Source organism: Bradyrhizobium sp. CCGE-LA001 (assembly GCF_000296215.2).
GTDB lineage: Bacteria > Pseudomonadota > Alphaproteobacteria > Rhizobiales > Xanthobacteraceae > Bradyrhizobium.
This window is the reverse complement of the sequence record NZ_CP013949.1, coordinates 1,010,405-1,036,161: the sequence shown is the minus strand read 5'-3', so window position 1 is coordinate 1,036,161 and position 25,757 is coordinate 1,010,405. Positions and strand designations below refer to the sequence as shown.

General features: G+C 64.5%; 23 protein-coding genes and 1 riboswitch. Of the genes, 10 read left to right on the top strand and 13 right to left on the bottom strand.

What is annotated here, in order from left to right; translation table 11 throughout:
• Positions 1 to 329: 329 nt before the first annotated feature.
• The 3 genes from BCCGELA001_RS05020 to clpB all read right to left on the bottom strand — a co-directional run bounded on the left by BCCGELA001_RS05020 (position 330) and on the right by clpB (position 5,779).
• Positions 330 to 1,772: a hypothetical protein gene (locus BCCGELA001_RS05020; RefSeq protein WP_008543447.1), complete on the bottom strand. Its 1,443-nt coding sequence runs from the start codon at positions 1,770 to 1,772 to the stop codon at positions 330 to 332.
• A 19-nt stretch (positions 1,773 to 1,791) separates the two neighbouring features.
• Complete coding sequence (locus BCCGELA001_RS05015) at positions 1,792 to 2,763, bottom strand: hypothetical protein (protein ID WP_008543446.1); 972 nt, start codon at positions 2,761 to 2,763, stop codon at positions 1,792 to 1,794.
• Positions 2,764 to 3,139: 376 nt separating this feature from the next.
• Positions 3,140 to 5,779: an ATP-dependent chaperone ClpB gene (gene clpB / locus BCCGELA001_RS05010; protein WP_060734759.1), complete on the bottom strand. Its 2,640-nt coding sequence runs from the start codon at positions 5,777 to 5,779 to the stop codon at positions 3,140 to 3,142.
• 243 nt (positions 5,780 to 6,022) lie between these two features.
• On the opposite strand from clpB, the gene BCCGELA001_RS05005 reads away from it, so the two are divergent.
• Entirely contained in the window at positions 6,023 to 6,811 is a 789-nt protein-coding gene (locus BCCGELA001_RS05005; protein ID WP_060734758.1) for an MOSC domain-containing protein, read from the top strand.
• Between the two features lie 127 nt (positions 6,812 to 6,938).
• On the opposite strand, the gene BCCGELA001_RS05000 is transcribed toward BCCGELA001_RS05005, so the two are convergent.
• Positions 6,939 to 7,616 carry a TIGR02594 family protein gene (locus BCCGELA001_RS05000; protein ID WP_008543428.1) on the bottom strand — a complete coding sequence of 226 codons (678 nt, stop codon included), beginning with the start codon at positions 7,614 to 7,616 and terminating at the stop codon, positions 6,939 to 6,941.
• A 217-nt stretch (positions 7,617 to 7,833) separates the two neighbouring features.
• Here BCCGELA001_RS05000 and BCCGELA001_RS04995 point away from each other — a divergent pair, with 217 nt between their 5' ends.
• Positions 7,834 to 8,697, top strand: a complete 864-nt coding sequence (locus BCCGELA001_RS04995; RefSeq protein ID WP_060734757.1) for an alpha/beta fold hydrolase — start codon at positions 7,834 to 7,836, stop codon at positions 8,695 to 8,697.
• Between the two features lie 111 nt (positions 8,698 to 8,808).
• On the opposite strand, the gene metW is transcribed toward BCCGELA001_RS04995, so the two are convergent.
• Both metW and metX read right to left on the bottom strand, forming a co-directional pair.
• Positions 8,809 to 9,471 carry a methionine biosynthesis protein MetW gene (gene metW / locus BCCGELA001_RS04990; RefSeq protein WP_008543425.1) on the bottom strand — a complete coding sequence of 221 codons (663 nt, stop codon included), beginning with the start codon at positions 9,469 to 9,471 and terminating at the stop codon, positions 8,809 to 8,811.
• Position 9,472: 1 nt separating this feature from the next.
• A complete protein-coding gene (metX, locus tag BCCGELA001_RS04985) occupies positions 9,473 to 10,669 on the bottom strand; it encodes a homoserine O-acetyltransferase MetX (protein ID WP_060734756.1) in 1,197 nt (398 codons plus the stop codon).
• A gap of 90 nt (positions 10,670 to 10,759) precedes the next feature.
• A riboswitch (SAM riboswitch) is annotated at positions 10,760 to 10,839 on the bottom strand.
• Between the two features lie 204 nt (positions 10,840 to 11,043).
• Here metX and BCCGELA001_RS04980 point away from each other — a divergent pair.
• Genes BCCGELA001_RS04980 through BCCGELA001_RS04970 form a run of 3 tightly spaced genes read left to right on the top strand, consistent with a single transcriptional unit; the run spans position 11,044 to position 13,952 of the window.
• A complete protein-coding gene (locus BCCGELA001_RS04980; RefSeq protein WP_060734755.1) occupies positions 11,044 to 11,892 on the top strand; it encodes a chorismate mutase in 849 nt (282 codons plus the stop codon).
• A gap of 33 nt (positions 11,893 to 11,925) precedes the next feature.
• Positions 11,926 to 13,020, top strand: coding sequence for a histidinol-phosphate transaminase (hisC, locus tag BCCGELA001_RS04975; RefSeq protein WP_060737492.1), 1,095 nt, complete (start codon positions 11,926 to 11,928; stop codon positions 13,018 to 13,020).
• On the top strand, positions 13,017 to 13,952 hold the full coding sequence (locus tag BCCGELA001_RS04970) for a prephenate/arogenate dehydrogenase family protein (protein WP_060734754.1): 936 nt from the start codon (positions 13,017 to 13,019) through the stop codon (positions 13,950 to 13,952). The genes hisC and BCCGELA001_RS04970 overlap by 4 nt, the downstream gene beginning before the upstream one ends.
• A gap of 107 nt (positions 13,953 to 14,059) precedes the next feature.
• Here BCCGELA001_RS04970 and BCCGELA001_RS04965 read toward each other — a convergent pair whose 3' ends face one another.
• A complete protein-coding gene (locus BCCGELA001_RS04965; protein ID WP_008543399.1) occupies positions 14,060 to 15,247 on the bottom strand; it encodes a DUF2125 domain-containing protein in 1,188 nt (395 codons plus the stop codon).
• A 110-nt stretch (positions 15,248 to 15,357) separates the two neighbouring features.
• On the opposite strand from BCCGELA001_RS04965, the gene BCCGELA001_RS04960 reads away from it, so the two are divergent.
• Positions 15,358 to 15,969 carry a gamma-glutamylcyclotransferase gene (locus tag BCCGELA001_RS04960; protein ID WP_060734753.1) on the top strand — a complete coding sequence of 204 codons (612 nt, stop codon included), beginning with the start codon at positions 15,358 to 15,360 and terminating at the stop codon, positions 15,967 to 15,969.
• Here the strand turns inward: BCCGELA001_RS04960 and BCCGELA001_RS04955 are convergent.
• From BCCGELA001_RS04955 to ftsE, 4 genes are all read right to left on the bottom strand, one after another.
• Positions 15,966 to 16,739: a lysophospholipid acyltransferase family protein gene (locus tag BCCGELA001_RS04955; protein ID WP_060737491.1), complete on the bottom strand. Its 774-nt coding sequence runs from the start codon at positions 16,737 to 16,739 to the stop codon at positions 15,966 to 15,968. The two genes, BCCGELA001_RS04960 and BCCGELA001_RS04955, sit on opposite strands and share 4 nt — an antisense overlap.
• Before the next feature lie 47 nt (positions 16,740 to 16,786).
• A complete protein-coding gene (locus tag BCCGELA001_RS04950) occupies positions 16,787 to 17,491 on the bottom strand; it encodes a YdcF family protein (RefSeq protein ID WP_008543387.1) in 705 nt (234 codons plus the stop codon).
• 73 nt (positions 17,492 to 17,564) lie between these two features.
• Positions 17,565 to 18,533 (bottom strand): cell division protein FtsX, encoded by a 969-nt coding sequence (locus BCCGELA001_RS04945; RefSeq protein WP_060734752.1) that lies wholly within the window; start codon positions 18,531 to 18,533, stop codon positions 17,565 to 17,567.
• Positions 18,526 to 19,185, bottom strand: a complete 660-nt coding sequence (ftsE, locus tag BCCGELA001_RS04940) for a cell division ATP-binding protein FtsE (RefSeq protein ID WP_020508614.1) — start codon at positions 19,183 to 19,185, stop codon at positions 18,526 to 18,528. The genes BCCGELA001_RS04945 and ftsE overlap by 8 nt, the downstream gene beginning before the upstream one ends.
• A gap of 203 nt (positions 19,186 to 19,388) precedes the next feature.
• On the opposite strand from ftsE, the gene BCCGELA001_RS04935 reads away from it, so the two are divergent.
• Both BCCGELA001_RS04935 and BCCGELA001_RS04930 read left to right on the top strand, forming a co-directional pair.
• Positions 19,389 to 20,267, top strand: a complete 879-nt coding sequence (locus BCCGELA001_RS04935) for an MJ0042-type zinc finger domain-containing protein (protein WP_008543376.1) — start codon at positions 19,389 to 19,391, stop codon at positions 20,265 to 20,267.
• Between the two features lie 45 nt (positions 20,268 to 20,312).
• Entirely contained in the window at positions 20,313 to 20,687 is a 375-nt protein-coding gene (locus BCCGELA001_RS04930; RefSeq protein WP_008543374.1) for a response regulator, read from the top strand.
• 164 nt (positions 20,688 to 20,851) lie between these two features.
• Here BCCGELA001_RS04930 and BCCGELA001_RS04925 read toward each other — a convergent pair whose 3' ends face one another.
• Together BCCGELA001_RS04925 and BCCGELA001_RS04920 are read right to left on the bottom strand one after the other, a co-directional pair.
• Entirely contained in the window at positions 20,852 to 21,994 is a 1,143-nt protein-coding gene (locus tag BCCGELA001_RS04925) for a DUF4175 family protein (RefSeq protein WP_060734751.1), read from the bottom strand.
• Entirely contained in the window at positions 21,982 to 23,934 is a 1,953-nt protein-coding gene (locus tag BCCGELA001_RS04920) for a TIGR02302 family protein (protein WP_060734750.1), read from the bottom strand. The genes BCCGELA001_RS04925 and BCCGELA001_RS04920 overlap by 13 nt, the downstream gene beginning before the upstream one ends.
• A 170-nt stretch (positions 23,935 to 24,104) precedes the next feature.
• On the opposite strand from BCCGELA001_RS04920, the gene BCCGELA001_RS04915 reads away from it, so the two are divergent.
• Both BCCGELA001_RS04915 and BCCGELA001_RS04910 read left to right on the top strand, forming a co-directional pair.
• Positions 24,105 to 24,488: a carboxymuconolactone decarboxylase family protein gene (locus BCCGELA001_RS04915; protein WP_008567285.1), complete on the top strand. Its 384-nt coding sequence runs from the start codon at positions 24,105 to 24,107 to the stop codon at positions 24,486 to 24,488.
• A 227-nt stretch (positions 24,489 to 24,715) separates the two neighbouring features.
• A complete protein-coding gene (locus tag BCCGELA001_RS04910; protein ID WP_060734749.1) occupies positions 24,716 to 25,621 on the top strand; it encodes an NAD(P)-dependent oxidoreductase in 906 nt (301 codons plus the stop codon).
• Positions 25,622 to 25,757: the final 136 nt, after the last annotated feature.

Genomic DNA, 25,757 nt, shown 5'->3' with positions numbered 1-25,757 from the left:
GCCGCCCCGGGCTGCGGCATCTGCACGACTCATCTTAAGTCTTCAACAACGAACGGTGCGACTCCTCTGGCCTCTGCGGCAGCGGCTAGGCCAGCGCTGCATTCTCTTGTCGCATCAGACGCGTCTGGTCTTGAAAGGAGTCGGACCCGCCATTTGCTTCGTCAGCCCTGTCATGGTTTGGCCTGAACAATTCGCGAAAAACTGCGATTTCATATTTCCTCCACTACGTCCAAGCTAGGCCTGAGCCGACGGGGCGCGCCATTTACAGCTCCTCCTTTCCCGGTGCCACGCAGGTTTTAGGCTATCGAGCCAAATTCTGTCGGAGACACTCAAGACACGCGGCGGCGGCGAGTGCTCGGTTGAGCCTCTATTCGAGTTGTGTGCTGAACTGAGGAAAATTGATTGGCATTCAGTTCGAAGAATAGCACCGGCAAATGCAGCTCCGCTGAATAGCGTGCATTCCAACTGCTGATCGTTCGATTCTGAGCAAACTTCCTGGCGGCCGAGCTGTTGGAGAATATCTGGGTATTACCCACGGTGCCGCCGGGATTCTGTCCGACGATGCCGACATGCCCATGAACGCTTCCATTCGGAGGCGTGGGAGAAATGATCAGGGCGCCCGGCTTCGGATCACTTATCTGAGTGTGACGGGATTTCAAAACCGAGAACAGCTCTCGGGTGCCAAGGCCGTTATTCCCGTGGCTGTCAGCACTAACTGGCCTGCCTAGCGCAAGTCGCACGACTTCGTTCACTGCCCACGCGCATGCGAGATTTCCATGGTCCGTGCCGGGAACGTCTCTCGTGCTACGGTTTACAAACGCTTGAGCCTTGGCGAAAACCCTTGCGCTGATATCGGCGCCAGGACCGGGTGCAGGATCGGCCGGCGCCGACGCTCCCGGCTCACCCTGAACGACTGCTACGTTGAGTTCGGCCGCGACAGCTTCTGAAACCTGATCGCTCGCCCTTACCGGAAGGACGGTCGTATCGCTCAAGAGGATTTCTGCCGGATTAGTTCCGACTTTTCGTAAGAGGGTCTGACCGCCCTCCACCGTGCCCAACTGATTGATCACCCAATAAGTCGATCGGTTGGACGTCGTCATTACGACGAGTTGTCGGATCATGTCCCGCGGGAATATGCCCTCGTCGATCTGCTTGAGTTTGACTCCGACGGCGACCCCGGTCTGAGGAGGCGGAATATCCACGCGACATGTGTCATTGGTCTGTAGGCCTAGAGCACGGGCTAAGCCGGGCGAAAGATCTGCGACTCGGTCTGTGAATTCTGCAGGCCCGAAATCCACCGGTCGCGCATCCACCGATCGCATGTTCGCGGGGTTGGTAACCTTGACTTTGATCCCCCTCAGATAATCCTTTGGCGTAACGGCATAGTCCCATCGGCAAGCTAAATAATTGGCAGCAGGATCCAGTCGCCTTGCCAGCCCGGTTGTGCCGGCTGGTTGCGCCGCCAAAAAAATATCCGGATTTGCATCCGCATCAACTGGATTGTTGAAAAAAAGAGCAAGGTTCTCATCTGGCCTGACACCTTCGTCTGTCGGACCACCGAATTCCGACATTTTGCCGACTTTTGTGATCGGGGTGGCAGAGAGTCCTGTCGGGCTAGTGACGACGATGACGGTTGAGTCGAGCGTGAAATTGCCTCGGCCATCGCGAAACACCGTGATGATATCGGGCTCATCGAAGAGCTTAGCCCTCTGTATCTCCTCGACGATCTTATCCTCGGGGATATCAGTGAGCCTGTTAATATTTGGCGCCATGGATCCTCCAATAAAAAATTCAACTGCTAGGAACGAGCTTCTGCTGACGAGCGAACTTCAGCCGGAGGGCAGCGAATTTTCCTCCGTCTAGAAAAGTAAAAGGTCGAAGGCCCGGCTGCTCTTTATCGAGAAACGCCTGAAGCAACTTGAAGTGATCTTCGTTACGAACTCCATTGGGAGTGAGCCAATTGCTCAAGATTGCCGTAACAGCATCCGGACCAAAACTCGATGTGTGCGTGGGGATGCCTCGGCGCGCCGCCGTACTGACCGTGCGGGCATCGATCATCGGGTGAGCCGCGGCCTGCCCAAGGGCAACCGTTCCGCCTCTTTCAAACAGCTTTACTGTCGTATTGATCTGCGTCTCGATTGTCATCGGCATGCACAGACGCAGATATTGACGCAACGCGTAGATTGCCGCGGGGCGGTTATCAATGATTACTGGAAGCGTTTCGCGATACTTTTGCTGCCGTGTGAGCACAACCGATTGCACTGTCGATTTCTCGACCTCAAAAATGAAACGATTGTTGAAATTTGTAAACGCATGGGAGGCAAGACCAAATGCAGCCCCTACAACGGCAATGGCCTTGGTAGGATCAGCGGCCGTGGCGCCGAGGATCAACAGAGTTGCCGCTTCGGTGTCCAGAATTTGCTGATGAATTGGCCCAACCCAACGGCGCTTGTTGTCGAGCCACGTGAGATACGCGTCACATCGGCGATCAATGTCATTCATGCCTTCCTGAACGAAGGTCTGCCAATTTCTTGTGACAGGAGGCTCAAGACAAAAGAGGATGGCACCCCTCTCCTCGTATGAAAGGCCTGCCTGTTGGCATATATACCCAATATACACTTCCTGAAGGCGCGCCTGATTTACGACTCCCGGGGCATAGAGCTCAGTTCCGATGCCCTCGTTGGTATAGCGCCAATCAAGCGTGTCACAGCCGCCCAACGACAATGCCAACGCAATACAGCCCGCAACGACACCCGCACGCATCGCACGCTCCCACAATATCTTTCAGACTATGGCGAGCGACTCTGTCACTACGAGCGACGACCTAGCGTGAACAATATTCTGGCGAAGGCCGTGCGTCACCACAGTCTCTTTAAATCTGAGGGATTGTGGCGAGCGTTAACAGAATTGTTCAAGTGGATTCATACACGCTCGAAGAGAAAGCGCAGAACGTGTTCTATTTGTACCACACTTCCCTTACGTGCGACCTACCGACGCAGCCACTGGTTGTGCTATTGATCGTGCATATAGCGTGACACCGGCTCGCGCCTTCCCGAAGCAGCTTGCTCGCAATCACGGTATAAAAAACCTCCCCGCATCGCGGGGAGGTTTGGACAGGTTCAGTGTCGTTTGGCGGAGCTCAATTCAGCTTTCGCTTCGCCACCGGCGACTCGAACTGGGCGATCTCCGCGGTTTGCGGTGCCTTGCCGTTGAAGGTCAGCACGTTGCCTTCGGACGAGATCGCGACATTGTCGCCGTCCCTGACGTCGCCGCCGAGGATCATCTCGGCGAGCGGGTCCTGGAGATAGCGCTGGATCACGCGCTTCAGCGGCCTTGCGCCATAGGCAGGGTCCCAGCCCTTGGCGGCGAGCCAGTCGCGTCCGGCGGCATCGAGCGTCAGCACGATCTTGCGATCGGTGAGCAGCTTCTGCAGCCGCGCGAACTGGATCTCGACGATCCGGCCCATCTCACTCCGCTGCAGGCGGTGGAACAGGATGATCTCGTCGACGCGGTTGAGGAATTCGGGGCGGAAGTGCGCCCGCACCATGCCCATCACCTGCTCGCGCACGGCCGAGGTGTCCTCGCCCTCCGGCTGATTCACCAGATACTCCGAACCAAGGTTCGAGGTCATGATGATCAGCGTGTTGCGAAAATCGACGGTGCGGCCCTGGCCGTCGGTGAGGCGGCCGTCGTCGAGCACCTGCAACAGGACGTTGAAAACGTCGGGATGCGCCTTCTCGATCTCGTCGAACAGCACCACCTGGTAAGGCCGGCGCCGCACCGCTTCGGTCAGCGCACCGCCCTCGTCATAGCCGACATAGCCGGGAGGCGCGCCGATCAGCCGCGAGACCGAGTGCTTCTCCATGTATTCGGACATGTCGAGGCGGACCATCGCGGTCTCGTCGTTGAACAGGTACTCCGCCAGGGCTTTCGTCAGCTCGGTCTTGCCGACGCCGGTCGGCCCTAAGAACATGAACGAGCCGGTCGGCCGGTTCGGGTCCTGCAAGCCCGCGCGCGAGCGGCGCACGGCGGTCGCGACCGCACGCACGGCCTCGGCCTGGCCGACGACACGCTTGCTGAGCTGCTCCTCCATCTTCAGGAGCTTCTCCTTCTCGCCTTCCAGCATCTTGTCGACGGGCACGCCGGTCCAGCGCGAGACCACCTGCGCGATGTGGTTGGCGGTCACCGCCTCCTCCATCATCTCGCCGGAGTTTTCCTTGGCCTCGATCTCGCCAAGCTGCTTCTCGAGCTGCGGGATGCTGCCATAGGCGAGCTCGCCGGCCTTTTGGAATTCGCCGCGCCGCTGCGCGTTGGCGAGCTCCACACGAAGACCGTCGAGTTCCGCCTTCAGCTTCTGGGCGTCGGAGAGCTTGTTCTTCTCCGCGCTCCAGCGCGCCGTCAGGGCAGCAGACTTCTCCTCGAGATCGGCCAGGTCCTTCTCCAGGGTCTGGAGCCGGGACTTGGAGCCGACATCGCTTTCCTTCTTGAGCGCCTCCTGCTCGATCTTGAGCCGGATGATCTCGCGATCGAGCGAGTCCAGCTCCTCCGGCTTGGAATCGACCTGCATCTTCAGCCGCGCCGCGGCCTCGTCCATGAGGTCGATCGCCTTGTCCGGCAGGAAGCGGTCGGTGATGTAGCGGTTGGACAGGGTCGTCGCCGCCACCAGCGCGGAATCGGTGATCCGCACGCCATGGTGCTGCTCATACTTGTCCTTCAGCCCGCGCAGGATCGAGATGGTGTCCTCGACCGAGGGCTCGCTGACGAAGATCGGCTGGAAGCGCCGCGCCAGCGCGGCGTCCTTCTCGACGTGCTTTTGATACTCGTCGAGCGTGGTCGCGCCGATGCAGTGCAGCTCGCCGCGGGCAAGCGCCGGCTTGAGCAGGTTGGAGGCGTCCATCGCGCCGTCGCCCTTGCCGGCACCGATCAGCGTGTGCATCTCGTCGATGAACAGGATGAAGGTGCCCTCGCTCCCGGTCACTTCCTGGAGCACGGCCTTCAGCCGCTCCTCGAACTCGCCGCGATATTTCGCGCCTGCGATCAGTGCGCCCAGGTCGAGCGACAGCAGCTTCTTGTCCTTCAGACTCTCGGGCACGTCGCCGTTGACGATGCGCAGCGCGAGGCCTTCCGCGATCGCGGTCTTGCCGACGCCGGGCTCGCCGATCAGCACGGGATTGTTCTTGGTCCGTCGCGACAGCACTTGAATCGTGCGGCGGATCTCCTCGTCGCGGCCGATGACCGGATCGAGCTTGCCGTCACGCGCCGCCTGGGTCAGGTCGCGGGCATATTTCTTCAGCGCGTCATACGCGTTCTCGGCGGTCGCAGAATCCGCGGTGCGGCCCTTGCGGAGCGCCTCGATCGCCGCGTTGAGGTTTTGTGGAGTGACACCGCCCTTGTTGAGGATGGTGCCGGCCTCGCTGGTCTTCTCCAGCGTCAGGCCGAGCAGCAGCCGCTCGACGGTGACGAAACTGTCGCCGGCCTTCTCGCCGGCCTTTTCGGCCGCGTCGAAGGTGCGGGCGAGCTCGGGCGCCAGATAGATCTGACCGGCGCCGCCGCCTGAGACCTTCGGCACCTTGCCGAGGGCGTCCTCGGTCGCCTTGAGAATTGCCCGGGAATTGCCGCCGGCACGGTCGATCAGACCGGCAGCGAGCCCTTCATTGTCGTCCAGCAGCACTTTCAGGACGTGCAGGGTGGAGAATTGCTGGTGCCCCTCGCGCATCGCAAGCGACTGCGCGGACTGGATGAAGCCCCTGGAGCGTTCGGTGTACTTCTCGATATTCATCGTTTCTGTCCCTCGGCCTGCCCTCGGGGCCCTCTAAGGCACCCCGAACGGCATCTTCATTGGGTTTTCCGCCTGATGCGTTGACGTTCCTCAACACAGCAAGCGGTCGCTTATCAGCCGGCGCTGGCGCCGGCCTGACCCAGATGTGGGAAGCGTGCCCTCGGATCGGTAGAGGCGAGTTCACAATTTCGTGCGCTGATCCGCCCGCTTGGCGCCGGCCCGCCGAATCCCCTAAGTAGCGGCATGACAGCCAGCCATACCGCCGAGATCACCGGCCTCTATCGCTACCCGATCAAGGGCCTGACGCCCGAGGCGCTGCCTCACGTGACCTTGCGGCGGGGAGAGACCCTGCCCGCCGACCGCCGCTACGCCATCGAGAACGGGCCGAGCGGCTTCGATCCCGAAGCGCCTAGCTGGAAGCCGAAAATCCAGTTTCTGATGCTGGCGCGCAATGAGCGGCTGGCGTCGCTCGACAGCCGGTTCGACGATGCGACGAGCCGCCTGACCATCCGCAAGGACGGCCAGATCGTCGCCAGCGGCGATCTCGAGACCGCGGAGGGGCGCGCCGCCATCGAGCGCTATTTCAGCGAGAACTTTCAGCCGGAGCTGAAGGGCCCGCCAAAAGTGCTGTCCGGCCGCAACCACAGCTTTTCCGACGTCGCCCGCAAGGTCGTGTCCATCATCAATCTCGACAGCGTCCGTGCCATCGAGGCCATGCTGGGCGGCACGGCGGTACATCCCCTGCGCTTCCGGGCCAATCTCTACGTCAAGGGCTGGCCGGCGTGGTCGGAGCTCGACCTCGTCGACCAGACGCTCGCGATCGGTGAGGCCCGCCTGAAAGTGGTCAAGCGCATCGTCCGCTGCCCGGCCACCAATGTCGACCCCGTCACCGCCAAGCGCGATCTCGAGATCCCGCCGACGCTCTCGCGCCATCTCGGCCATATGGACTGCGGCATCTATGCCGAGGTGATCGAAGGTGGCGAGATCGGTGTCGGAGACGCAGTGGCGGTGGAGCAGCCGAAACTGGTGTGAGCTAGCACCGCTGCCGCAGGGTGGGCAAAGCGAAGCGTGCCCACCAATTCGGTTCGCGAACGTTGACGCACCGCCGGTGGGCACGGCGCTTGCGCGCCTTTGCCCACCCTACGGCACCGTCCCTTCCTCAATTCGGCATCACATACGCATAGATCCGGCCGCGCGAGACAGGGGCTTCGCGGACGCGATTGCCGCTGTTGCCGGAGATCATGATCGGATTCCCCTTGGCATCGATGCCGGTGATGATGCCGACATGGCCGCCTCGGCCGCCGCGCGACATCACCGCAATGGCGCCGACCTGCGGACCGGAGACACGGGTGCCGTACCGCGCGAAAGAACTCGCCATGTCGGAGCCTGTGCCCTGATGGCCGGTGTGCTGCAGCACCATGTTCATGAAGCGCGCGCACCACAGGCGGCCGCGCCCGGTCGGATTGCCGCCGAGATAGCGCCGCGCCTCGGACACGAGGCCCGATCCACCACCGAAGCTGCCGCTGCTTGCGGCGCTGTTGGCCATTCCGTTGTTGGCCATGCCGCCATTGGCGTTCGGATCATAGCTCGCGAAGGTGTTACCGAATCCGTTCGCCTGCAATTGCGCCACGCTCCGCTCGAAGCGCGAGCTGCGGGCATGGTGGCGGTAGTGACGGCTGTGATGATGTCTGGCGTGATGCACGTAACCGTGCCGCTCTGCGCTATGACGATGATGCGGCCGCGCTGAGGCCGGAGAAACGAATACGGCGACCGCCGCGAAGAAGATCGCCAGCGCGATAAAACAACGCGACAGGCGAGACGCAAACAACTCCAACATTCTTCATCCTTCGTTGACACCCCCAATTTCCAGCCACTCGTGCGGTGGCCGACCTCCGTCTGGCCGTTAAGCCGCCCGATGTGGCGAGAAAAAGACGCCACGCGTCGGCGAATGGCTGCGATGATTTTGCGCCGGTGCTGATGTGATGCTGCCGCATTGCGGACAACAGCGTTAACTGCAATCCTCGAAAGGCGGCTTGAAGAGAGGGAAACAGTTAATGCCCCACGCCACGACCAGGGACGACGTCCGCATCTATTTCGAGGAGGCGGGCCAGGGATCGCCGATCATTTTTCTGCACGAGTTCGCGGCCGACTACACCAATTGGGAGCCGCAGATGCGCTACTTCTCGCGCGGCCACCGCTGCATCACTTATTCCGCGCGCGGCTACACGCCATCGGACGTGCCCGACGGCGAGGTCTACACCTACGAACACTTCTATACCGATGCGCTTGCGGTGCTCGATCATCTCAAGATCGAGCGCGCGCATCTCGTCGGACTGTCGATGGGCGCCTACTCATCGCTCCAGATCGGGCTCAACGCGCCGCAGCGCGCGCTGTCGATGACGCTGGCGGGCGTCGGCTCGGGCTCGGAGCTCGAGAATCTCGATGCCTGGCGCCAGCAGTGCCGCGCTAATGCCGAGCAGTTCGAGACGCTGGGCTCCGCCGAGGTCGCCAAGGTCACGCGCGAGGCGCCGAGCCGGATTCCCTTCCTGGTGAAGGACCCGCGCGGCCACGCCGACTTCTACGCCGCCCTTGCGCGTCATGACGCCAACGGTTCGGCGCGCACGATGCGCGGCTTCCAGGGCGGCCGTCCTTCGATCTACACGATGACGGATGCGATCAAGGGCGCTGCGACGCCGGCCCTGATCATCTGCGGCGACGAGGACGATCCGTGCGTCGGACCGAGCCTGTTCCTGAAGAAGCATCTGCCGGCGGCCGGACTCGCGATGTTTCCGAAATCGGGCCACGTGCTCAATCTCGAAGAGCCCGCGCTGTTCAACGCGAGCGTGGAGCGGTTCGTCACGCTGGTCGAGGCCGGACGATGGCCGGCGCGCGATCCGCGGTCGCTGGCGGCGCACTAGAACGAGCGCATTCCGGCACGCGCCGAAGGCGCAGGCCCGGTATCCATACTCACGATCGTGCTTATGGATGCCGGGCTCGATGCTTCGCATCGCCCCGGAATGACGGAGAGACTATTTCCCTCCGCCCCGGCTCAGCAAAAACACGCCCTGCTCGCCGAACATGTTCCACACCCACCAGGGCAGATTGAGCGGCACCGGGCGGCCGTAGAGATCGAGCGCCACCGCGCGCTCCATCTTGACGTTGATCTCGTCGCAGAGCTCGACGAAATCCTTGATGGTGCAGAAATGGATGTTGGCGGTGTCGTACCAGGTCGCCGGCAAATTCTCCGTGCGCGGCATGTGGCCGCCGATCAGGAGCTGGAGCCGCATCTTCCAGAAGCCGAAATTCGGGAACGACACGATGGCGCGGCGGCCGATGCGCAGGAGGTTCTCCAGCACCACACGCGGCTGCCGCGTCGCCTGCAGCGTCTGCGACAGGATCACATAGTCGAACGCATCGTCGGGATAATTGACGAGGTCGGTGTCGGCATCGCCCTGCACCACGGCGAGCCCCTTGGCGACGCAGCGGTTGACGCCCTCGCGCGACAGCTCGATGCCGCGGCCGTCGATGCCGCGCATCTCCAGCAGCTGGAGCAGATCGCCCTCGCCGCAGCCGACGTCGAGCACTTTCGAGCCCGGCTTGACCATGTCGGCCACCAGACGATGATCGGCGCGATAATCACCGGACTGCCTGGTCGCAACGCCGTCCAGCGGCAACACTTCCTGCACGGACATCTTAGCTACCCTTCAGTCCGCGGGCCTTGCCTGCCGATTGCAGGAAGGCGCGGGAGATGTCGAAGAATTCGGGCACATCAAGGAGGAAGGCGTCATGGCCGCGATCGGTCTCGATCTCGGCGAACGACACCCGCGCGCTCGACGCGTTCAGGGCATGCACCAGCGCGCGGGATTCCGAGGTCGGAAACAGCCAGTCGCTGGTGAAGGAGACCACGCAGAAGCGCGTCTTGATGCCGGCGAACGCCTTGGCGAGCACCCCACCATGGTCGGCGGCGATGTCGAAATAGTCCATCGCGCGCGTCAGATAGAGATAGGAGTTGGCATCGAAACGCTCGACGAAGGACGAACCCTGGTAGCGCAGATAGGACTCGACCTGGAAATCTGCATCGAACGAGAAGGTCGGCAGCTCGCGATCCTGCATGCGGCGCCCGAATTTTCGGTGCAGCGCGGCGTCGGAGAGATAGGTGATGTGCGCGGCCATGCGCGCCACCGCGAGGCCGCGATGCGGATGGATGCCGCGGTCGGCATAGCCGCCATTGTGCCAGTCGGGGTCGGCCATCACGGCCTGGCGGCCTAGTTCGTGGAAGGCGATGTTCTGCGCCGAGTGCCGCGTCGAGCAGGCAATCGCCAGCGCAGAGTACACGCGCTGCGGATAGGCTGCCGTCCATTGCAGCACCTGCATGCCGCCCATCGAGCCACCGACAACCGCGAACAGCGTGTCAATGCCGAGTCGGTCGATCAGCATCGCCTGCGCGCGCACCATGTCGGGGATAGTGATGACGGGGAAATCCAGGCCCCACACCTTGCCGGTGGCAGGATTGATCGAGGCCGGACCGGTCGAGCCCATGCAGCCGCCGATCACGTTGGAGCAGATGATGAAGTAGTGCTTGGGATCGATGGGGCGGCCGGGGCCGACCAGCGTCTCCCACCAGCCGGGCTTGCCGGTGACGGGATGGACATTGGCGACATGCTGATCACCGGTCAGCGCATGGCAGACCAGAATGGCATTGGAGCGATCGGCGTTCAGCTCGCCATAGGTCTGATAGGCGATCTGGAACGGCGAGAGATCCACGCCGCAATCGAGCCGCAACGGTTGATCGTCGCCAAAATGCGCGACCTCCGAGCTCGGATGATCCACTTCATGCGACCGATCATCGGTGCTGATCGCGGGACTCGGAATCGACTTGACGCTGCCCATCTGACCATCGACCTCATGTGCGATCGGACTTCAGACCGCAGTGACATCAGGCCATGAAAAACCCGGCCTGAACGATAGGTTCGGCCGGGATCGGAAGCGTCCCCGGCCTGTTTAGCGAGTTTTTTAACGTGGCTGCAAGCCGGCCGGCTCAAATGACCACGGAACAGGCAAAATCTACTGGCTGAGGCGGTTTTCGTCAAGTCGCGACCGGGATCAACCGGATTTGCCTCCAGCCTGCGGGCCGAAAGGGCCTAATTTCCCTTTGCATTTCTCTTTGCTTTCGCCGCGCTGACTGCCTAATCAGGACATCGACCGCAGCGGTGACGGCACTGGCCAATCCGCATTGGAACGCCTTTCAACAGCACCCGTCAGATATGTCCCAACGCCCGCCCGCGCCACCGTCGCTTCAGGAATTGCGCAAGGAGATCGATGCGATCGACGAGGGCATGCATCGCCTCCTGATGCAGCGCGGCGACATCATCGACCGCCTGATCCAGGTGAAGCAGACCCAGGAGGTCGGCTCGGCGTTCCGCCCCGCGCGCGAGGCTTCGATGATGCGCGAGATCGTGCAGCGCCATCGCGGCATCCTGCCGCTCGACACGGTCGAGAGCATCTGGCGCGTCATCATCTCGACCTTCACCTATGTCCAGGCGCCGTTCTCCGTGCATGCCGACATCTCGGTGAGCGAGCCTGCGATGCGCGATTCCGCGCGCTTCCATTTCGGCTTCACGGTGCCTTACGTCGCACATTTCAGCGCGCAGGCTGCGGTCGAAGCGGTGGCGAAATCCAAGGGCGACCTGGCACTGGTCTCGGCGACGTCGAGCCGCACGCCGTGGTGGCTGGAGCTGGAAGCGGACGGCGCGCCGAAAATCATCGCGCGGATGCCTTTCGTCGAGCGCGCCGACCATCCGGCCGCGCTGCCGGTGTTCGCGATCTCGCGCGTCGCCGACAGCGCCCTGGTGACCGAGGTCGAGACCTTCAGCGTGCGCGTGTCGGGCTGGAACGCCGAGGTCGCGCGCGCCCTGTCGCCGCTGGCCGAGATCGTGGCGGTGCCCGACACCGCCTTCGACGGCGCGGCCCTGCTGGTCTCGGTCACGCATGCGACCAGCATCGACAAAATCAGGGCTGCCCTGATCGAGGCGGGGGCCTCGGTGCGCTCCACGGCCCTCGTCGGCAGCCACGCAACGCGCTATACGGTGCCCCCGACCGGGGCGAAATCGTAAGTCGCGAGCCGCCCAGCCTATCCGGAGTTGAAGATGTCCCGCCCCGTGCCGAATCCCGGCATTCTCGATATTGCACCCTATACGCCCGGCAAGAGCCCGGTGCCGGAGCCGGGCCGCAAGGTGTTCAAGCTCTCGGCCAACGAGACGCCGTTCGGGCCTTCGCCGAAGGCGATCGAGGCGTTCAAGCGCGTCGCCGATCATCTGGAAGACTATCCGGAAGGTACCTCGCGGGTGCTGCGCGAGGCGATCGGCCGCTCCTTCGGGCTCGATCCCAACCGCATCATTTGCGGCGCCGGCTCCGACGAGATCCTCAATCTGCTCGCCCACACCTATCTCGGCCAGGGCGACGAGGCGATCTCCACCACCCACGGCTTCCTGGTCTACCCGATCGCGACCATGGCCGTGGGCGCCAAGAACGTCATCGCGCAGGAGAAAAACCTCACCTGCGACGTCGACGCTATCCTTAACGCCGTGACGCCGAAGACAAAGCTGGTCTGGCTCGCCAACCCCAACAATCCGACCGGCACCTATGTGCCGTTCGACGAGGTCAAGCGGCTGCGCGCCGGACTGCCGTCGCACGTGCTGCTGGTGCTGGACGCCGCCTATTGCGACTATGTCTCGCGCAACGACTACGAAATGGGGATCGAGCTCGTCGCCACCACCGAGAATACCGTGGTGACGCACACCTTCTCCAAGATCCACGGACTTGCCGCACTGCGCATCGGCTGGATGTTCGGGCCCGAGCACATCATCGACGCCGTCAACCGCATCCGCGGCCCCTTCAACGTGTCGACGCCGGCGATGTACGCCGCGGTCGCCGCGATCGAGGACACCGCGCACCAGGCGATGTCGAAGCAGTTCACCGAAACCTGGCGCAACTGGCTGACCGAGGAGATCGGCAAGCTCGACCTGAAGGTGACCCCGAGCGTCGCCAATTTCGTGCTGATCCATTTCCCGACCGAGGGCAAGACCGCGGACGCGGCCGACGCCTACCTGACTAAGCGGGGCTTGGTGCTGCGCGCGCTGAAGAATTACGGCCTGCCGCATGCGCTGCGCATGACCATCGGTACCGAGGAGGCGAACCGCCTCGTTGTCGAGGGCTTGCGCGACTTCATGGCCGGCAAATGAGCACGCAGGCGCATTTCCAGCGCGTGGCGCTGATCGGCTTCGGCCTGATCGGCGGTTCGATCGCGCGCGCCGCGAAGCTCCAGGGGCTGGCAGGCACGATCGTCACCACCGCGCGCTCGGAGAAGACGCGCGCCCGCGTCGCCGAACTCGGCATCGTCGATGAGGTGGTGGCGACCAACGCGGAGGCCGTGAAGGACGCCGATCTCGTCATCCTCTGCATTCCCGTCGGCGCCTGCGGGCCCGTTGCACAGGAGATCGCTGCTCATCTCAAGCCGGGGGCGATCGTCTCCGATGTCGGCTCGGTGAAGGGCGCGGTGGTCAGGGACATGGCCCCGCATCTGCCGCAAGGCGTTCATTTCGTGCCGGCGCATCCGGTCGCCGGCACCGAGCACTCGGGCCCGGATTCGGGCTTTGCCGAGCTGTTCATCAACCGCTGGTGCATCCTCACCCCGCCCGATGGCACCGACGCGGCGGCCACTGAGCACCTGCGCGCCTTCTGGGCGGCGATGGGCGCCAAGGTCGAGGTGATGACGCCGGATCATCATGATCTCGTGCTCGCCATCACCAGCCATCTGCCGCATCTGATCGCCTACACCATCGTCGGCACCGCCGACGAGCTGGCCCAGGTGACCGAATCCGAGGTGATCAAATTCTCCGCCGGCGGCTTTCGCGACTTCACCCGCATCGCGGCCTCCGATCCGACGATGTGGCGGGACGTCTTCCTCGCCAACAAGGAAGCGGTGCTGGAGATGCTCGGGACCTTCACCGAGGATCTCGCGAAGCTCACGCGTGCGATCCGCCGCGGCGACGGCGAGGCGCTGTTCGACCACTTCACCCGCACCCGCGCCATTCGCCGCGGCATCGTCGAGATCGGCCAGGATTCGGCCGCGCCCGATTTCGGCCGACCGCATGCGGCGCTGAAGAAGCCTTAGACCACGCGTCTCTCCTCGGTCATTGCGAGGAGCGAAGCGACGAAGCAATCCAGCCGTTTCGTCGGAGAAAGTCTGGATTGCTTCGCTTCGCTCGCAATGACGGCGGATCAATACAGCGGCGTGATCTGCCCGACCTTGACCGGGCCGAGCAGCACGGCACCGTCGACGAATTTCAGCGGGAAGCTCCGCGCCTTCTTGCCTTCCAGCATGCTCTCGGTGCCGATCGAATTGATGCCGGCGGCAACGCCGGCATTGGCATTCTGCTTGATGACCTTGCCGAGGCCGGGAACGGCGCGATCGAGCGCGCCGAACAGATTGTTGAGGTCCTGCGACTTCACGCCGGGCGCAAGGCGATCGAGCGTGGCTTGCGGCACGCCCTCCTCCAGCATCTTCTCGATGCCGAGTGCCGGGATCACGCGCTCGAGGCCGGTGACCGTCATCTGCAATTCGCCGTCGAGCCGGCCGTTGGGCGAAAGGCCGAGCGTGCCGGCCGCAACCGCGATCATCTCGCCCTGCTGGATGCGTGACTGCACGATCTCGATTTGGCCGCCGGCGGCCTGGATCTCGCGGAAGCGCTGCGGCCAGGGTTTTGGCGTGAGGTCTTTGAGGCCCGTGATCTTCGCGCGCGTGTCCGCCTCGAACGGCTCGGCGAGCAGCGGATGCACACCCTGGATGCTGCCCTGCGCGACATGGAGCACGGTCTCGATGACAGGATGATCGGACTTCGATCCGTCCGCGAGACGGCCGTGCAGCTCGACCTGCTTGGCGCGCGCGAGCGGCACCTGCACGCTGCCGTCGAGACGGTTGAGGCTGGGATCGTCGAACACGAGGGAGGCACGGTCCGGCACCGCCGGCAGGCCGACGACGCTGCTGCGGCCCTTGCTCCAATTCACCACGAAGGTGTTTTGCGTGACGCCGTCGGTCAATGTCGCCGGCGCGGAGAACTCGGCGATGACGAGCTTGGGGTCATAGACCTGGGCGACGACCAGGATGTTGTCGAGCTTCGCCGTGAACGGCGTCTTGCTCGCGTTTTGCGAGACCAGGGCGACACTGGCGCCCGAGCACTGCACCTCGAAGCGGAACGGGAAGCCGGCGATCGAGCGCTTGGCGCAGTCATAGATGCGGCCCGCCTTGGCCTCCTGCGCCCGCCAGGCGTCTGCGGCGATTTCGGCCTGCGAGGCGGCATAGAACCAGAAGCAGGTCCAGGCCACCGCGAGGACAAGGACGAAAATCGGAGCGATGAATAGGCCCCAACGAGAGCGGCGGCGGCCTGTGGCAACGGTCATATTGGACATGCGGCGACCCTTTGACCCCAGATTCAGGCAAATGTAAGCGAGGCCGGCCTGCGACGAAAGGCGCAGAAAGCGCTTCGCTTGGGGGCCTCATTCTGGTAGCCGTGCCCGAAATGTCGGAAATCACCCTCCCCTCCGTCACCACAGCCAAGGGCGACCTCTGGGTGTTCGGCTACGGCTCGCTGATGTGGCGGCCGGGTTTCGAATTCGAAGAACGTGTCCCGGCGCGGCTGGTCGGCGAGCACCGCGCGCTCTGCGTCTATTCCTTCGTGCACCGCGGCACGCCGGAGAAGCCGGGCCTGGTGCTCGGGCTCGACCGCGGCGGCGCCTGCCGCGGCATCGCCTTTCGCGTCGCCGAGAAGGACCGTGCCGATGTCGTCGCTTATTTGCGGGCGCGCGAGCAGGTCACCTCGGTCTATCGCGAGGTGATGCGCTCGGTGTGGCTGGAGAACGATGCACGGCAGCGCGTCGCCGCGCTCGCCTATGTCGTCGACCGCGGCCATGTGCAATATGCCGGCCGGCTGTCGCTCGCCGAACAGCACCGCCATGTCCTCCAGGGACATGGCCAGTCCGGCGCCAATCGCGATTACGTGACAGCGACGGTGAAGGCGATCGAGGCCGAAGGCTTTCGCGACACGCAGCTGCACCAGCTCGCAGCGATGTTGCATGGTGATGCGCATTCCCTGCACACACCGGCCCCGACCGACGATCGCGAAAGCCGCTAACCGTCCGCCGGCGCATAGCTCGGCGCCGATCCGATCAGCTGCTCTTGCTCTTTCCGGCCCGCTTCGACGAGACGAGCGGTCGTGTCCTCGATCGCCGTCTGCACGCGCGCGAGAAACTCGTCCTTCGGCAGACCGGCCGGAAGCGGATCGAGGAATTCCACCACCAGGGTACCGGGATAGCGCATGAAGGTGCGGCGCGGCCAGAACAGGCCGGAGTTGAGCGCGACCGGAAGGCATTGCACGCCGCAGGACGAATAGATTTGGGCAAAGCCGGTCTTGTAATCGGGCGGCGCGCCCGGCGCGCGGCGCGTGCCTTCCGGAAAGATCACGAGCTGCTTCCCGCTGCGCACCGCCTCGCGCGCCCGTCGTGTCATGTCGAGCAGCGCCTTCACGCCGGCATTGCGGTCGATCGCGATCATCCCGGTCTTGACCAGGAATTGACCGAACACCGGAATCTGCATCAGCTGACGCTTGAGGATGAAGATCGGACGATCGAAGAAGCCCGGCAGCACGAACGTCTCCCAGAACGACTGGTGCTTGGCCACGATCAACAAGGGTCCTTGCGGGATCTTCTCGACACCGCGAAACTCCACCTTGATGTTGCAGACGAGGCGCATCAGGACCAGCGTCGCCTTCGCCCACCATTGCGCGACCGTCAGCATCGCGCGCGGCGGCAATGCGAAAGTCGGCAGCGCCACGATCGCGAGGCACACCAGCACGGCGTAGAACAGCACGTTGAACACGAGCGAGCGCAGGAAAATCAGGAACATCGACGATCCGATTGATTTGCCGATTAATTTGCCGACCAGGTTGCCGATCAATTAGCCTGTGCAGTGTTGGGGCGCTTCGGCTGCACGCCTGCAGGCTGCTCCAATATCTCGGGCGAAAGGTCAATCCCGAAATTCTCCAGCCGGACCCTGAGCTCAGCTGCGACGTACTTGACATATTCAGACAACAGCAGCCGCAACGTCGACGGCGAAGTCCACCACGGCTCCTCACGCCATTTCTCGCCGACCACCGCGAACGGGATCAGCGTCGCCTGCGGCATCGCATGGGAGAATTCCACCAGCGCGCGCGGCATGTGATAGTTCGATGTGACCACGATCAGGGATTTGAACCGCCGCCCGTCGGCCCAGCGCCGCGCCTCCGCGGCATTGCCGCGGGTCGAGAGCGCGGTGCGGTCGAGGTCGACGCAACAAGTCATGAAGGACTGGTTCTCCGGCAGGGTCCGGGAGATGTCGCTCGCGGTCGAGGTCGGATGCACCCCCGAGATCAGAAGCCTGCGACCGTAACCGGCAGCGAGCAGCTCCATTGCGTCAGAAACTCGCGAGGAACCGCCGGTGAGCACCACGATGCCGTCCGCCCTGCGGTCCGGCACCAACTCCGCGCCACGCAATTGCGACAGGAACGCGATGAAGCCCGCCGCCGCGCCGACGAAGGCAAGCGCGATCGTCGACACGATTGTCGCACGCAGCCAGCCGCGCGGCAGTTTCGGTGATCGATCGTCGGTCGGCGAGGTCATGCGATGTCGGTGATCCCTTCCCTGCGGTGATTTTAAGAGGTTTTGAGGCGAAGTGGAGTCTGGTTTAACGGAGTTAATCGACGTCATTTAACGTCGCGAACAGCGTCTGGCGGGAGGCCACCGCGGTGATGGCGCCGATCAGCACCGCCTGCGCGGCGAGCACGATGTAGCCGGATGGCCGGAGCGAGAAGGTGCCGAGCAGCGCTGCGAACTGGTCGCCCACGGGGGTGCCGGAAAACCAGCCTGCGATCGACTCCGAGAAGCCGAACAGCAGCATGGCCGCGCCGCCGCCGATCACACCGCCCTCGAGGCCCAGGCGAAGGAAGTGGCGCAGGAAATGATTGGCGATGTAACGGTCCCCGGCACCGACGAAATGCAGGACCTCGACGATCGGGCGGTTCGCCGCCATGGCGCCACGGGTCGCAAACGAGACCGAGATGATGGTGGCGATGATGACCAGCGCGAGAATGCCGAGCCCGGCGAGGACGGTGGCGTTGGTCATTGAGCGCATGCGCTCGATCCAGGCACGATGATCGTCGACGCTCGCGCTCGGCGCCACCTGGGTGACGCGCGCGCGCAGGACACCGAGATCGAGCAGCGTGCCCGGCTGCACGCGGGCGATGATCATGCGCGGCACCGGCAGATCGTCCATCGACAGTCCGGTGCCGAGCCAGGGCTCGAGCAGCTTGCCGCTCTCGTCCTTGGTGAACGGCTTGACCTCGACGATGCCGGCTTGCGTGCGCATGGCTTCCGTCACCGCTGCGGTGTCGCGCTCGAGATCGCGCCCCGCCTGCGGGCGGATCTGGATGGTGATCTCGCTCGCGACGTCCGACTGCCATTCCGCGGCGGAGGCGCTGACCAACAGCACCGTGCCTGTGGTCATCGACGCCAGGAAGGTCATGATGGCGACGACGGCGACCAACGCGCGGCCGTGAATCGAGGCGCGTGGCACGATCGGCGACATGTTGCGGGCCTTGGCCGGAAGCTGCGGACGCTCCTGCCCGAGATCAACCAGCACGCCGCGCTCGTCGGTCCTACTCATAGACGTGCAGCCGTCCCTGATGCAGTACGAGGCGCCGCGCTTCGTACTGGTCCATCAGCCCGATGTCGTGGGTTGCGATGATGACGGCCGTGCCCGATTTGTTGAGCTCGATGAAGAGCCGCAGCAGGCGGCGGCCGAGCGTCGGATCGACGCTGCCGGTCGGCTCGTCCGCGAGCAGCAGCTGCGGGCGCGAGATCACGGCGCGCGCGATCGCCGCGCGCTGCTTCTCGCCGCCGGACAGGATCGGCGGCAACGCGTCCATGCGGTCGCCAAGGCCGACCCAGCGCAAGAGATCGATGACCTCCTTGCGATAGCTCGACTCGCTGCGGCCCATGACGCGGAACGGCAGCGCGACGTTCTCATAGGTCGTCATGTGGTCGAGCAGCCGGAAATCCTGGAGCACGATGCCGATGCGCTTGCGCAGATCGGCGATCTCGTCCTTGCCGAGTCGTGAGATGTCGTGTCCGAACAGGTTGACGAGGCCCCGCGTCGGCCGATGCGACAAGAACAACAGGCGCAGCAGCGACGTCTTGCCGGCGCCGGAGGGGCCGGTCAAAAACTGAAAGGAATGCGCCGGAATCTGAAAGCTGAGGTCGCGCAGAATCTCCGGCCCCAGACCGTAACGCAATCCGACATTTTCGAACCGAACCAAGCTCAGCTCCGTTCGAGAGGGGGCGCGGGCTGCACGGCTGTGCCCCGCCGTAGACGATTGACGGTTTTTGCGACCGTTATGGTTTCCGGTTCGTTAACGCTCGCCCGGTAGCATAAGGGCCGCCCGGTCGTCCGCGACCGCGGCATCGTCAAGTCTGGTCCAAGTTCCCGTCCAAGTCCTCGCTCATGCATCAAGGCTCGTCCATGCATATCGTCTGCCCCCATTGTACGACATCCTACGCGATCAAGCTTGCGAGCCTGGGGGCGAACGGCCGGACGGTACGCTGCTCCCGTTGCAAGGAGACCTGGGTCGCCCATGCCGAGGACGCGATCGAGGAGGCCTCGATCCCGGCCATGGCCGCAGCCAGCCAGGCCGAGGACCAGTCCGACCTCGCCGAGCAGTGGAACTCCTATGCCAAGGACGACGGCACCGCCGACACCCCGGTCGTCGACAGCCCCTCGATCGCCAGCGACTGGCCAGCGGAGGAGACCAAGGAGATCGAGGACGAGTGGTCCGCGGCGGCCCGGGCCGCCGAGGAGGAGATCGCCGGCGCGCAGCACCAGTCCTGGTTCAGCGGCCTGTTCCGCCGCCGCGGCGCGCGGGTCAGCCGGCCGGTCGCCCCCGCTCCGCAGCGAAAATCTCATTTCGGCCTCCCGACCGCCTGCGCTGCCATGGGCGCGCTGGTGCTGGCGCTGGTGATCTGGCGCGGCGACATGGTGCGGTTGCTGCCGCAGACGGCGGCGTTCTACAAGACGGTCGGGCTCGAGGTGAATCTGAGAGGGCTGGCCTTCAAGGACGTCAAGCTGTCCAGCGAGACCGTAGACGGTAAGCAGGTGCTGGTGATCGAGGGCGTGATCGTCGGCGAAGGCAAGAAAGCGCTCGACATCCCCCGCCTGCGCTTCGCCGTGCGCGACGCCCAGGGCGCCGAGATCTACGCCTGGAACACGGTGCTGGAGCAGACCGTGCTGCGGCCCGGCGAGCGCGCCTTCTTCCGCTCGCGCCTGGCCTCACCACCCCCGGAGGGCCGCAATATCGACGTTCGCTTCTTCAACCGGCGCGACATCGCCGGCGGCAGCGTATAATCGGCCCCGCCCAGGTTCGCGGGAGTTGGTCGCAAGGTTCGTCTCATGCCGAAGATCCTGATTGCCGATGACGAGGATTCGACGCGCACGCTGGTGGCGCGCGCGATCGCCATGGACGGCCACGAGACCGTCACCGCGCAGGACGGCGCCGAGGCGCTTGAGATCCTGACCCGCGAGGACGGCGCATTCGATCTCCTGCTCACCGACATCCAGATGCCCGTGATGGACGGCATCGCGCTGGCCCTCTCCGCCGCGCGCGACTTCCCCGACTTGACCATCCTGCTGATGACCGGCTTTGCCGATCAGCGCGAGCGGGCCTCCAACCTTAACGCACTGGTGCATGACGTCGTGACCAAGCCTTTCTCGGTCGCCGACATCCGCACCGCCGTTGCGGATGCTCTGGCGGCGAAGAAGGGGTGACACGAAGCTGCCGCCCGACACTTTGCTGTCATGCCCCGGCTTGACCGGGGCATCCAATACGCCGTGACGGATGCGGTGAGAGCGAGCTCTTCAATGCAGGCCTCTGGGATACTGGATCGCCCGGCCAAGCCGGGCGATGACAATGAGCCAGAGGTGAGTCCGTCTCAAAAATCCTTCAGCAGGCGCTCGATATAGTCGAGCTCGAGCTGCGGACGCGAGGGATCGCCGAGACGGCGGCGGAGCTCTTCGAGGATGCGGCGGACGCGCTGGGCGTCGATCTCGCCGGGGATCTTGACGGTGTAGTCGTCGCTGAGATCGCGGCCGTGAAGCGGGCGGCCGAGCGGATCGGTCTGATTGCCGCCGCTCTGCTGACGGCCGGCGCGATTGCCGGGACCGTCGCCCTGCCCCTCGCCATCGCCCTGCTGCATCGCCTCGGCCATCTTCTGCGCGCCCTTGCGCAAGGCATCGAGCGCCTTGCCTTGCGCATCCGTCGCGCCGTCAGCATTGCCCTCGCCAAGCTTCGAGCCGGCATCGCCCATGGCACCGTCGGCGTCATCGAGACTGCCGTCGTCGTCGCCCTGGTCGCCGTCCTGATCGCCGGACTGACCTTGCTCGCCCTGCTGGCCTTTCTGCCCTTGCTGCTTCTGACCCTTTTGTCCCTTCTGCGCGAGGCCGCGCTTGGCGAGCTGGTCCTGCAGCTTCTTCAGGCGCTCACGCAGCGCCTCCTGATCCTGCTGCAGGTCCGACATCGACTGGTCGCCCTGCTGCTTGCCGCGCGAACGGTCGCGCCGGGAGTCCTGGCCCTGCTTGAACGTCTTGTCGCGCAATTGCTGCTGCTTGCGGATCATGTCGCTCAGCTCGTTGAGCGCCTGCTCCATCTCGCTTTCGCCGGATTGCCCGCGCTGCGCCATCTGGAGGTTTTCCATGATCTGCGCCAGCTGCTCGAGCATGCGCTGCGCCGCTTCGCGATTGCCTTCGCGCGCCGCTTTCTCGATCTGCCGGAGCAGGTCGTCCAGATCACGTTGCGTGATGACGGAGCGATCGCGATTGGACGATTGGCTTCGCTCGGTCGCGCGCTTGTATTCTTCGAGCTTCTGGATGGCGTCGGATTGGTTGTTCAGGCTCTTGCCGGACTCCTTCTGCCGGAGGCTGTCGCCGGAGTCCTGCATCGCCTTTTCCGCGCTGTCGAGCAACGCGTCGGGATCCTGATCCTGCTGGGCGACCGCAGGCGACAAGCCTCCGAGCAGGAAGGCGAGGCAGGCGATCGAGATCGCCCTCAAGACTGGCAGGCGCGCTAGTTTCCGCATTTCCGGTCCCGCGTAAACTGGTTGGCCCCCTCGTTGCCCGCCTTGGCGCGGCTGTTCGCCGACTGCCGATAGGCCTGAAGCTGCTGACGCAACGCATCCTGCTGCTGCGCCAGCTCCGCAAGCTGCTCGGGCGTCGCATGCTGGGTCTTCTGTCGCAGCTCGACGGCCTTGTCGAGGATGAGCTGGACCTCCGCCGGGAACGGCTGCCGGGGTCCGAGCGGATTTTGCTCGGCGCGCCGGGCGAGGTCGCGCACCTTGCCGGCCATGGCCTCGCGGAGCTTTTGCGTCAGCACCCTGATCTCGTCCTCGCTGGCGCCGCGGTCGAGCGCCGCCTTGAGCGCGTCCTGCGCCGCGCGCAGCGCCGCGTTGACGCTGCCGGCGACGCCGTCGTCCTCGATGGTGACCGCGAATGCCCACATGCTCGCCACCACCTCGCGAAGCGCATCGTCGGTGCGGGCCGCCTCGAGCTGGGATGCGAGGCTGCGAAGGCCGAGATAGCAGCCCGCATCCGGCGTGAACAATTCGGGCGCGATCATCAGAGCGTCGAGCGCGGTGTAGACCTCGGAATTCCTGTTGGCATCGAGCGCGAGGATGCGGCGCTGCTCGATCAGCGCCCGCGCGAGCGAGTTCGTGAAGAGGCGCTCGGGCAGCCGCATGCTGAAGGGCTCGCTTTTCGCCTCGTTGCCGGCCTCGTCCTTGGCGGTCAGCGTCAGCGTGACGTCGGCGCCGGCATAGGGATCCTCGCTGACGTCCTTGACCGTCTGGCCGACACCGTTACGGGTGCGCGCGTTTGGCAGAACGAGTGGGAATTTCGGTGGCTGGAATAGCGGCCGCGCCGGGCCCTTGGCCTCGGCATCGCTGCCCTTCATGTTATCCTTGGGATTGTCCTTGGCGTCGACGGGACGCAGCGCAATCTGCGCCTCCGCGCCGGTGACGCCGTAATCGTCCTCGATCTTGTAGGAGAGCTGGAGCGCACCGCGCGCCTGGCGCTCGGGATCCTTGGCGAGCGCGATCGTCGGCGTACGGTCTGGCGTTGCCGCGAACGCCCATTGCGGCTGGCCGGAGGGCGCTCGGACTTGCGCCGTGCCGTCGGCTGTGATGGTGAAATGCTTCTCGTTGGTGCCCTTGGGCGCGGCTTCCGTGGGCGCGACCTCCTTGAGGCCGCCGGAGACCGCGACGTCGAGATTGCCGCCGGAGGAGCGCACGATCAGGGTCGAGCCGGCGGGAACGGCGAGCGGACCGCTGGCAGGCAGCGCCGCCGCCTCCTTGTTGGCGGCCGACAGGATGATCGGCGGCTTGCCGGTGTAGAGCGGCGGCGTCACCCAGGCGTCGACGCGAATATTGGCCGGGGCCAGCACGCCGTTCCAGTTGAAGGCGGCCCCGAGCCGCAGCGCGCGTTCGTCGCCGGCGGCGAAGAAGGTCGCAACCAGCATCACCATGACGAGGGCGCGCAGGGCCCAGGGATCGTGCAGCGCGAGCCGCGGGTGCGGCAGGCCGGCGCGGATGCGCTTGAGCGAGGCCAGCGTGCGCTCGCGCTGGGCCTGCCACAGCGCCCTGGCAACCGGGTCCTGCGAGGTCAACGTGTCGGTGAGCGTGGTCGCCGGACGGTGGCGGATGCCGGAGCCGCGATCGAGCCGGCTCAGAGCTTCCTCGCGGCTCGGCCAGCGAAAGCGAAGCAGAGGGAACAAGGCGGCAAGCGCAATGCCGGCGAAAATGACGAGACCGATGGCGCGAGCGATGAACGGCACCGCCAGCCACAGACCGGCCCAGGACACCACCAGGAACAGGCCGACGACGGTCAGAAGCCGCGCCAGATTCGGCCAGGCACGCTCCCACGCGATGGCATAAACAGCCCGGTCGAGGGCCTGCGCCAGCTTCAGCCGCGACAGAGCGTCGCCATCGCGGTTCGGGTCTGACGGGTCGGGGATGACGCCGTTCAATCAGCTCTCCAGGTTGCCCGGTAGACTGAAGCCTATCACAACGGCAGCACTGAGGCATCCGTTCCTGCACGGGAGAGGGCCCTTTTCCCGCATAACACGAGGACGTGACTGGCCCGGCCCGACCCCTTAATTTCCGCGGCGCCATCCCCGAGGAGAACGAAGGAAACGCCATGGACAAGAAGATGCACGACAAGGGCCTGGAAGTCCGCAAAGCGGTGCTGGGCGAGGCCTATGTCAACAACGCCCTGAAGAACGTCGACGACTTCAACCGCCCGTTCCAGGAGATGCTCAACGAATATTGCTGGGGCACGGTCTGGGGCCGCGAGGAGCTGCCGCGCAAGACCCGCAGCATGCTCAACATCGCGATGATCGCGATCCTCAACCGCCAGCATGAGTTTCGCGCGCATCTGAAGGGCGCACTGACCAATGGCGTGACCCGCGACGAGATCCGCGAGATCCTGATGCAGGTCGCGATCTACGGCGGCATGCCCGCCGCCGTCGACAGCTTCCGCATCGCGCGCGAGGTGTTTGCGGAGATCGATGGGAAGGCGTGAGGGCTGCAATCTCCGCTGTCGTCCTGGGGCGCGCGGAGCGCGAGCCCGGGACCCATAACCACAGGAAGACGTGGTTACGGGAACTCGGAGTGACCGCTTTCGCACGACGACTCCTCCCTGGGGGTATGGGTCCCGGGCTCATCGCTTCGCGATGCCCCGGGACGACGAGCAGAGAGTGATCGCCGCTTTCACATCCAACAACAACGAAAACGGAACAAGGAAACACCATGGACATCGGATTCATCGGGCTCGGAAACATGGGCTTCCCGATGGCGCGGCGGCTGATCGAGGCGGGACACAGGCTCGTCGTGTTCGACACGCGCAAGGACGTGGTCGAGAAGCTGGTGGCGCGCGGCGCCCTGGCTGGGACATCGCCGAAGGATGTCGCCGACCAGGTCGAGACGGTGATGGCGAGCCTGCCTTCGCTGCAGGCCTCGCTCGACGTCGCCACCGGCGCCAATGGCGTGGTCGAAGGGAGCCGCGCGAAGCGCTTCGTCGATCTCTCCACCGTCGGCTCGGCGATGGCGGCTAGGATTCACGGCCTGCTCGCCAAACGCAACATCGTGCAGATCGACTGTCCCGTGTCGGGCGGGGTCGGCGGCGCCGAGAAGGGCACGCTGGCCGTGATGGTGTCGGGGCCGAAGGCGGAGTTCGAGCTGCTCAAGCCCGCGCTCGACGTGATCGGAAAGGTGTTCTTCATCGGCGAGAAGCCCGGCGCAGCGCAGACCATGAAGCTCGCCAACAATTTCCTGTCGGCGACCGCGATCGTGGCGACGTCGGAAGCGGTGGTGATGGGCGTCAAGGCCGGGCTCGATCCCGCCGTGATGATCGACGTCATCAATGCCGGCTCCGGCATGAATACCGCGAGCCGCGACAAGTTTCCGCGCGCGGTGCTGCCGCGCACCTTCGACTTCGGCTTTGCCACGGGATTGATGGTGAAGGACGTGCGGCTGGCGCTGGAGGAAATGAAGCAGCTCGGCCTGTCGATGGAGGTCGCTGACGCCGTGGGACGTTTGTGGGAGACCGTGATCAGCGCGGAGGGCGCCGAGTCCGATTTCACCGCAGCGATCAAGCCGATCGAGAAGAAGGCGGGGGTGGTAGTTGGCGGCAAGGGCGGATTGGCGGGGAAGTAGCGCCAGCAACCGCTGTCGTCCCCGGGGCGCGCGGAGCGCGAGCCCCGGGACCCATAACCACAGGCGGATGTGATTACGAGGACTCGGAGTTAGAGCTTCGTCAGGCAACTACGCCCTGTGGTTAGGGATCCGCGCC

Excerpts from the sequence above, each read along its gene's own strand:
- BCCGELA001_RS05020 (WP_008543447.1), bottom strand. The coding sequence starts at position 1,772 with ATGGCGCCAAATATTAACAGGCTCACTGATATCCCCGAGGATAAGATC.
- BCCGELA001_RS05015 (WP_008543446.1), bottom strand. The coding sequence starts at position 2,763 with ATGCGTGCGGGTGTCGTTGCGGGCTGTATTGCGTTGGCATTGTCGTTG.
- clpB (WP_060734759.1), bottom strand. The coding sequence starts at position 5,779 with ATGAATATCGAGAAGTACACCGAACGCTCCAGGGGCTTCATCCAGTCC.
- BCCGELA001_RS05005 (WP_060734758.1), top strand. The coding sequence starts at position 6,023 with ATGACAGCCAGCCATACCGCCGAGATCACCGGCCTCTATCGCTACCCG.
- BCCGELA001_RS05000 (WP_008543428.1), bottom strand. The coding sequence starts at position 7,616 with ATGTTGGAGTTGTTTGCGTCTCGCCTGTCGCGTTGTTTTATCGCGCTG.
- BCCGELA001_RS04995 (WP_060734757.1), top strand. The coding sequence starts at position 7,834 with ATGCCCCACGCCACGACCAGGGACGACGTCCGCATCTATTTCGAGGAG.
- metW (WP_008543425.1), bottom strand. The coding sequence starts at position 9,471 with ATGTCCGTGCAGGAAGTGTTGCCGCTGGACGGCGTTGCGACCAGGCAG.
- metX (WP_060734756.1), bottom strand. The coding sequence starts at position 10,669 with ATGGGCAGCGTCAAGTCGATTCCGAGTCCCGCGATCAGCACCGATGAT.
- BCCGELA001_RS04980 (WP_060734755.1), top strand. The coding sequence starts at position 11,044 with ATGTCCCAACGCCCGCCCGCGCCACCGTCGCTTCAGGAATTGCGCAAG.
- hisC (WP_060737492.1), top strand. The coding sequence starts at position 11,926 with ATGTCCCGCCCCGTGCCGAATCCCGGCATTCTCGATATTGCACCCTAT.
- BCCGELA001_RS04970 (WP_060734754.1), top strand. The coding sequence starts at position 13,017 with ATGAGCACGCAGGCGCATTTCCAGCGCGTGGCGCTGATCGGCTTCGGC.
- BCCGELA001_RS04965 (WP_008543399.1), bottom strand. The coding sequence starts at position 15,247 with ATGTCCAATATGACCGTTGCCACAGGCCGCCGCCGCTCTCGTTGGGGC.
- BCCGELA001_RS04960 (WP_060734753.1), top strand. The coding sequence starts at position 15,358 with ATGTCGGAAATCACCCTCCCCTCCGTCACCACAGCCAAGGGCGACCTC.
- BCCGELA001_RS04955 (WP_060737491.1), bottom strand. The coding sequence starts at position 16,739 with ATGTTCCTGATTTTCCTGCGCTCGCTCGTGTTCAACGTGCTGTTCTAC.
- BCCGELA001_RS04950 (WP_008543387.1), bottom strand. The coding sequence starts at position 17,491 with ATGACCTCGCCGACCGACGATCGATCACCGAAACTGCCGCGCGGCTGG.
- BCCGELA001_RS04945 (WP_060734752.1), bottom strand. The coding sequence starts at position 18,533 with ATGAGTAGGACCGACGAGCGCGGCGTGCTGGTTGATCTCGGGCAGGAG.
- BCCGELA001_RS04935 (WP_008543376.1), top strand. The coding sequence starts at position 19,389 with ATGCATATCGTCTGCCCCCATTGTACGACATCCTACGCGATCAAGCTT.
- BCCGELA001_RS04930 (WP_008543374.1), top strand. The coding sequence starts at position 20,313 with ATGCCGAAGATCCTGATTGCCGATGACGAGGATTCGACGCGCACGCTG.
- BCCGELA001_RS04925 (WP_060734751.1), bottom strand. The coding sequence starts at position 21,994 with ATGCGGAAACTAGCGCGCCTGCCAGTCTTGAGGGCGATCTCGATCGCC.
- BCCGELA001_RS04915 (WP_008567285.1), top strand. The coding sequence starts at position 24,105 with ATGGACAAGAAGATGCACGACAAGGGCCTGGAAGTCCGCAAAGCGGTG.
- BCCGELA001_RS04910 (WP_060734749.1), top strand. The coding sequence starts at position 24,716 with ATGGACATCGGATTCATCGGGCTCGGAAACATGGGCTTCCCGATGGCG.